This window comes from Desulfobacterales bacterium, assembly GCA_028704555.1.
Taxonomy (GTDB): domain Bacteria; phylum Desulfobacterota; class Desulfobacteria; order Desulfobacterales; family JAQWFD01; genus JAQWFD01.
The window spans coordinates 1-7,737 of sequence record JAQWFD010000068.1; the positions used below are offsets into that span (position 1 = coordinate 1).

The 7,737-nt window shown below is 49.5% G+C and carries 5 protein-coding genes; 1 reads left to right on the forward strand and 4 read right to left on the reverse strand.

Annotation, left to right across the window (positions count from 1 at the left end; genetic code table 11):
• Positions 1–154: 154 nt before the first annotated feature.
• On the forward strand, positions 155–4,204 hold the full coding sequence (locus PHQ97_15535; GenBank protein MDD4394143.1) for an SIR2 family protein: 4,050 nt from the start codon (positions 155–157) through the stop codon (positions 4,202–4,204).
• Between the two features lie 102 nt (positions 4,205–4,306).
• Here PHQ97_15535 and arsB read toward each other — a convergent pair whose 3' ends face one another.
• The 4 genes from arsB to PHQ97_15555 all read right to left on the reverse strand — a co-directional run bounded on the left by arsB (position 4,307) and on the right by PHQ97_15555 (position 7,710).
• Positions 4,307–5,377 (reverse strand): ACR3 family arsenite efflux transporter, encoded by a 1,071-nt coding sequence (gene arsB / locus PHQ97_15540; GenBank protein ID MDD4394144.1) that lies wholly within the window; start codon positions 5,375–5,377, stop codon positions 4,307–4,309.
• A complete protein-coding gene (locus PHQ97_15545) occupies positions 5,377–6,156 on the reverse strand; it encodes an ABC transporter permease (GenBank protein MDD4394145.1) in 780 nt (259 codons plus the stop codon). Before PHQ97_15545 ends, arsB begins: the two co-directional genes overlap by 1 nt.
• On the reverse strand, positions 6,153–6,794 hold the full coding sequence (locus PHQ97_15550; protein MDD4394146.1) for an ATP-binding cassette domain-containing protein: 642 nt from the start codon (positions 6,792–6,794) through the stop codon (positions 6,153–6,155). The genes PHQ97_15545 and PHQ97_15550 overlap by 4 nt, the downstream gene beginning before the upstream one ends.
• Positions 6,795–6,921: 127 nt before the next feature.
• On the reverse strand, positions 6,922–7,710 hold the full coding sequence (locus PHQ97_15555; GenBank protein ID MDD4394147.1) for an arsenite methyltransferase: 789 nt from the start codon (positions 7,708–7,710) through the stop codon (positions 6,922–6,924).
• Positions 7,711–7,737: the final 27 nt, after the last annotated feature.

Sequence of the window (7,737 nt, forward strand, 5' to 3'; positions counted from 1 at the left end):
TCATTCTCCACTCTGACGGGTTTTCTTTTTTCAAAATCTTTTTCGAAAAAATTTCTATTTTCTCTTTACACCTAATTTAAAAAACACTACGGTAGCCACAAGGTTTTTTGTAGATTGAGGTTTTTTATCCCCAATCAGGAAGTGTGGAAAAGTTTTGAAAACAAATACTGATTTGTCAGAAAAGGAGCCCATTATACCGGATTCTATCCGCCCCTTTGTTAACGAAATTGCGAAAGGTTTATGGGCAGGACGAGCAGCCGTGATGGTCGGCGCTGGCTTCAGCAAAAATGCGGGGAATGATTTTCCCGATTGGAACCAGTTGGGTGACCTTTTCTATCAAGAAGCGCATGGGGTTAATCCTGATCCAACCAGTCAAAAATATCTGAATGTGTTGCGGCTGGCGGATGAAGTCCAGGCAGCCGGTGATCATTCCTCGCTGGAAAAATTGATACGCTCCAAAATTCCGGATATGGACACCGAACCATCCGACCTCCATGTCGAGTTGCTTGAGCTGCCATGGGTGGACGTGTTCACCACCAATTACGATACACTGCTTGAACGGGCCAGCGCCAAGGTCGTAGGACGGCGATATGAAACGGTGGTCAACAAAGAAGATATCCCTTACGCCATCAAACCCAGAATTGTGAAGCTTCACGGCAGTTTCCCTTCGGAGCGCCCCTTTGTTGTCACCGAAGAGGATTACCGGCGCTATCCATACGACTATGCCCCTTTCGTCAATACCGTTCAGCAGTCTCTTCTTGAAAACACCTTCTGCCTGATCGGATTTTCCGGGGACGATCCCAATTTTCTTCAATGGATCGGCTGGATTCGCGACAATCTCGGCAGAGACAATACACAGAAAATCTATTTGATCGGAATATTCAATTTTTCGGACGCCAAACTCCAGCTCCTAGAACAACGAGGAATTGGTGTCGTTAACCTTTCCTGTTGCGACGGGTTCGGGAACGGCGACAACAAAAAGGCATTGAATCGATTTTTCTGGTATATACGGTCGAAAAAACCGAATGTTCTCGACTGGCCGTACGCCCCCCAGAATATGGTTCCCTCACACGGGGCAGATCGTATTGAAGAGATCCAGGAGATCACGGAAGAATGGCAGCAGCAGCGGCAAACCTATCCCGGCTGGCTGATTCTGCCACATGACAACCGCAAGACACTGTGGAGATATACGGAAGACTGGATTAACTACATACTACATACACTGAACACGGAAAAAACGCCCCCTGGATTTGATATTCAATGTGCATACGAGCTAATCTGGCGATTTGAAAGATGTCTACATCCGATTTTTGACTATGTCGCAGAGTATTGTGAAAAACTCCTCGAAAAGTATTGGCCTTTTGAAGACTGCACACGTAAAGATTACCAATTTTTCTTTGGAAAAAAGGAATGTCAGGATATGCCTTGGGATGATCTCCGTCAGGCGTGGCTCGCCATCGCGCTGGAGATGCTGCGTTTCTATCGCGAACAGGGTAATCTCGAAAAATGGAAAAAAATGGAAACACTTCTCAAGGGACCTGCCCGGCAACTTTCGGTGGAACAAAAAGAGTTTCTCAATTACGAAGGCTTTCTCTTCTGCCTTTTTACCCTGGATCCGCCCGGTGCCAAACAACGCCTTGAAAACTGGCAGCCCGACGCTGCGCAGCCGTACTGGAGCGCCAAACGCGCATCTGCACTTGCCGAAATGGGTCAATTTAATGGTACAGATGAACAAATTCGCTTGTCGTTGTTCGAATCCCGCAAAAAGAATAATAACGATAACACATCATCAGACTTCCAATCGGTTTCCACTGAATCGTTCCAAATGCTTCTCTTCCGTTGCGTCAAAAGAGCCATTGATTGGATGATTGATAAGCAAGCGACAACTGAAGAGAAGCAACAAATAAAGGAATATCTGGCTGACAAAAGGAGTCGAGGCGTAACCAAATCAAACGGTGAGGTTGCCAAGGTCAATCTGGTTAACGAGTTGAAAACAAGTAAGCAAATGTCGGAATCAGATCTCCAAGTGAATAGCACTATCGAACCACCAAAAAAATTCAGCAGTTTCAAAGAAGATTGGGATGACCTGGAGAAGAAACAGCAAAAAGAAAGAAAAGCAGAATGGGATTGGTATCTCAGTAATATACGAGAAACTCAGCTAAGGAATGAGTTACAACAACACAACGCACGCTTGGATGAACTTAAAGCCTTCCGCTGCGACCCATGGAAGGAATTAGAACTATTCGCGTTGACTCTAAAGAATCCGCCGGTTCAAAATATAAGCGTCACTGAAAAACAGAAATTTGATATAGGCAGGGCCACTAAAAATCAACACTGGGGCAGTACCGATGAAGAAGCATTTAATGCCTATTCCTTTCTCCGATTCTGCGAGGAAGTTGGCTTACCGTATTGTGTGGGCAACACAACAATCGTAGGAGAAACCGCCTTGGCGAGTCTGCAACGAATCTCGCGCTCTTCGCCATTTTGGGCGTTTGCCACACTGGCACGGCTGGGAGAGGAGAAGGCCGTTGATAGCTTATTCAACCGTAAATCCGTTTACAAATTCACTTCCGAGGAAGCCGACCTGCGCGTTAAAAAATACCTGGAGGCGCTCAATAAATGCCGGGATGACATTCATGTGGGGCATGCTTTCCTAAAGGACAATTACGGGGTGCGTCTCACCCAGGTGTTACTTGAAGTCATATCGAGACTCTGCTGCAAATGTTCAGTCGAGACAAAACGCCAAATCCTTAGGTTTGTTACCGAAATCTATTCTTCACGCGACAAATTGAATTACGGGAATGTGAAGAACATGACCCAACGGCTCGTGAGCTCCATGTCCGAAGTGGAGCAATACAAGCTGCTTCCGGACTTGCTGAAAATCTCTTTCCCTGAAGGCCTAAATTCACACACCGAAGACGGGTTTCCAAACCCTTTCCTGATTCTGGAGCTCAAGCAGAAAACGGAACGAGCCCAGGCCTTGGAAATTGAGCCTAACCTGGTAGCTTCTTTGCTCCGGCAAGCAACGGAAGATAAACCAGACCGTCGTCGTTGGGCGGTATCATCTCTGGTAACATTGCACGAACTACAACTGCTCGACGAGGTCCAAAGCAAAAAACTCGCAGAAGCCCTCTGGCATGTGACGGATCAGTACCACCTGCCAGATGATACCATCTTCTACAAATTTGCGTTTTTAAAACTTCCACATCCCGATAGCGTTGATCCTGTCCATCTTTTCAAAGTCTATGTCAAGGCTACCCTTTTCCCGATTCAGAAAAATGAGCAAGAGAACAACGTTGGCGTTACAATGACGGTTAGAGATATCCACATCGTGCGCGAGATCATTGGAGCCAACAGCAAAGGCGGATGCATCTGGACGGCGGAAGAAGCCGCCGAGATCCTGCAGCGTATACTCGAGTGGTGGAATGCCGATAAAGATATGCTAAGCGAAAAGGGAAACGTGCCCAGTCCCTTTCAATCAATACGAGAGGCGTTTCGAGCAAGATTTAGCCGTATTGTTGAGTTGCTCGCTGAGGTCGTATGCCCGAAGCTCGGTTCAGATTCATCTGACGAAATTAAAACATCCCTAGGGCGACTTCTTAAGGAAATTCAGGAGTACGGGCTGTCGTGCTGTGCAGCTGAAGTGGAATGTCTTCATATATTCCCCGATCAAAGGGCTGACGTCTACAAACGAATCCATGAAGCGTTAATTTCGGATCAGGGAATCATCCAAGGAGATGCTCTCAATGCGATCGCCAGAATTCTTTTTGATGGCAAAGATACTAATGCGAGTATCGTAGAACCTGATCCGACATCAATGCTCTGTCAATACATCACATGGTGCCCTACAGATTTCATAAGCTTTGCACTGCAGATTGTCGTTCTAGTTCTGGAACATTCGCGGGCCAGTTTCTCGACCAGCCTGGAAGATGCCGTCCTAAAACGACTTAATAGGCTCCTTACTGATACGGCATACAAAATTGAAAATCCAAATTTTGAGACGTACGACAATTCAGATTCGGATTTTGATAAAAAACTGGAGGTCCGGCTCTATTCATCAGAGCTGGCAGCAGCGCTCTGGACATATTACAGGATGCAGAATAAACCTATCCCAGAAGTCGTTGAAAAATGGCGTAAATCTTGCCTGTCGCCTAATGAGTTTTCAGAAATTAAGAACCCGTGGATTAATCGTGCAACAGAATGATGCAGAAGGTCCCCCTTCCCTACTCAATACTTCAGCTGGGATAATTAATGACAGCATTTCCGCAGAGGATGATCCACTGCGGGAATGAGGCTTTTAAACAGGTTATTTCTCTCCCTGAAATGGCCGGGGTTCCGGGAACCATGCCCGGGTTCGATTTGAGAAACGGACGAGAGCAAGCATCACCGGGACCTCGACCAATACCCCGACAATCGTTGCCAGAACCGCCGGAGAAGACGCCCCGAACAATGTGATGGCGACCGCAACGGATAACTCAAAGAAATTAGAGGCCCCGATCATCCCTGCAGGCGCGGCAATATCATGGCTCAAGCAGAGCTTCCTGCACGCCAGATAGGCGATAAAAAATATAAAGCAGGTCTGAATTATCAAGGGAATGGCGATCAGGACGATATGCAAAGGATTGCCAAGAATGACATCACCCTGAAACGAAAAAATCAGCACCAGGGTCAGAAGCAGCCCTCCAATGGTAACGTTGTTGAATTTCGGGATGAAAGCCTTGTTGAAATACTCTTCCCCGTGGGCCTTGATGACGTAGTTTCTGGTGAGGATACCCCCGGCCAGCGGAATCACCACGAACAGAAAAACGGATACCAACAGAGTGCTCCAGGGAATTGAAATCCCTCCTACGCCCAGCAAAAAAGCGACTATCGGCGTAAAGGCGACCAGGATAATAAGGTCGTTGGTAGCCACCTGGACCACGGTATAGGCCGCATTTCCTCGAGTCAGATGACTCCAGACAAAGACCATGGCGGTGCAGGGCGCCGCTCCCAGAAGAACCGCACCGGCCAAATAATCGCGTGCCAACTCCGGCGGAATCAATGCTTTGAAAACGACGTAAAAGAAAAGCCACGCAATCCCAAACATCGTAAAAGGCTTGATCAGCCAGTTGACAACCCAGGTAACGTAGAGACCGCCCGGGTTTCGTCCGACATTTTTTATGCTGGCGAAGTCAACCTTCATCATCATCGGGTAAATCATCAGCCAGATCAGGACGGCGATGGGGATGGAAACCTTAGCGTATTCAAACCGACTCAGGAAGCCGGGAATGGCCGGAAGATATTTGCCAATGAGAACTCCGGCAACCATGCACAACACGACCCAGAGCGTGAGGTTTTTCTCGAAAAAACTGATTCCAGCATACTTCTGCTTCTTCATTAGTTAGCCTTTCCTTTTGCGATTTCATCCTTCTCCGCATAGTGGGCCAGGACTTCGAGCAGCAGCACCGTCGAAATCATATCGACCGCGAAGATGCCCACCATGATTGCAATCTGGTATTGAATCGCCGTCATCGGTGTCGAGCCGCCCAGCATTTGGCCGGTCATCATGCCCGGAAGCGATACAATCCCCAGCGTCGCCATGGTTGCAATCTGAGGCTTAACCCCGGCACGCAGCGCAGTCTGCATGAATGGCCGCAGCGCCTCGCTCCGATTCGCCCCGAAAAGCAGCCGCAGCTCGTATTCCGAACGTTTGTCACGCATCTGGCGGAAAAACCGCTCCAGGACCACCACGTTGCTGCGCAGCGAATTGCCCAGCAGCATCCCGCCGATCGGAATTAACAGCGAGGCATCCGAGGGACTCTTCCCGACGATCAGGATAATGAAATAGAACAATACAGATAGAAACGTGACGGTCAGCGCCGTAAATGTAGCCGGAAACATCACCCGGACCGGGAGCCCGGCCTGCCGCAACGTCGTCCACGCCGCCACGGCGGTCATGATAAGAACCCAGAGCATATTGACCCACAATGAGTTCCACTCAAAAACATAGCGCAGATACAACCCAACCAGCAGCAGTTGCACCGACATGCGCGTCACCGCCCACAGCGAATCGCGCACGATTCCCAGTTGGTAGCGCATCGCCAGCAAGAAAACCGGAATCAGCAGCAGATAGGCGGCTGTCATTCCAAAATACGTCAATTCGGCAGTGTGATTCATGGTCTGACCTTTCTCAAAGCTTGGTTTTCCATACGAAATTCAATCGGGAACGCGGCCCGGAATACCGGGTCGTGAGTGATCGCCAGCAGCGTAACCGGAAGCTCTCGGAGAACGGCGATCACCTTGTCCCGCGAGTCACTGTCCAGCGCCGCGGTGATCTCGTCGGCAAGAATGATGTCCCTGTTCATCAGGAGCCCGCGCGCGATGGCGATCCGCTGCTTTTCGCCGCCGGAGAGTTGCGAGGCTGGCCGGTCCAGAACGATCCCCGATAAACTCACGCGTTCAAGCACCTCCGCGATCTTCTCCGGAGTGGGCCTGTGCCGGGCGTTCAGCTTGAAGGTGAACGGCAACAGCAGAGCCTCGCGGACCGTTTCAGCACCCATCACCGGCTCCTGTTGCAGGAATGCGATTCGGTGGCGAATCGTCCCCTGTGTCGCCAAAGTAAGTTCGACTCCGCCGACCTCAATGGTCCCGGAGTCAACACCGCGCAGCCCCACGAGGGCACGCAGCAACGAAGATTTACCGCAACCGGAACTACCGGATAATGCCGCCTTCTCTCCCTTTCCCAGCTCAAAGGTTACGCCGGAACAAAGAATCCGGTCTGCAGCCGAGAGAGTCACATTTTTCACTTCGATCATAATTCCCGCTTACTCCCTATCTGGAACGCTCCCCGGCCACCATCCACAATGCGACCCATAACGTGAGGTTTCCCTCAGGAAAACTGATTCTGAATAGAGTGTCCTTCTTCATGTTATATCTGTTTCCCTACTTTACAGCGGTAATTACCGCCGAACGAACGTAATTTTCAACGCCGCTCCCCGGGAACCAATCACGAATGAACTGGGCGCTCTCCTCCTTGATCTCAATGGAGACTTCGGAAAAACCTGCGTCCCGGAGCATCCGTTCGACTTCGCTTACCTGAGCCGCCCCAGCCACACATCCGCAAAATGCATCCTTGTTCTGGCTAACCTCATCCGGAAGCCGATTTATCGCAACCACATCAGATATTGCAAGCCGGCCCTTTGGTTTCAAAACCCGGTATGACTCGCGAAAAACTTGTCCCTTGGCTGGTGACAAATTGATAACACAGTTGGAGATAATGACATCTACTGAGTTATCTGCTACAGGCAAGTGCTCGATTTCTCCCAGACGAAAATCCACATTCGTGTAGTTTCCTTTGCAGGCGTTTTCTCTCGCTTTTGCAAGCATTTCGGGCGTCATGTCGACACCGATCACTCTCCCTTCCTCACCGACTTGTTTTGCGGCAAGGAAACAATCGAAACCGCCCCCGGAGCCGAGATCAAGAACAACCTCTCCCCGCTTCATCTGCGCTATCGCCTGCGGATTACCACACCCAAGCCCCATATTCGATCCTTCCGGAACAACTGACAATTGATCGGCCGTATAGCCAAGCTTGCTTGAAAAATTGGGGTCGCCCAAAGGCGTCGAACTGGAGCAACTGCTTCCACAGCAGGAACCGCTCCCCTTTACAATATCAGAATAGCGGCTTCGAACCTGCTGGCGGATATGATCTTCATTTTTTCTATTTCTCATTACTCTACTCCCTTCTTCCAAAATTCA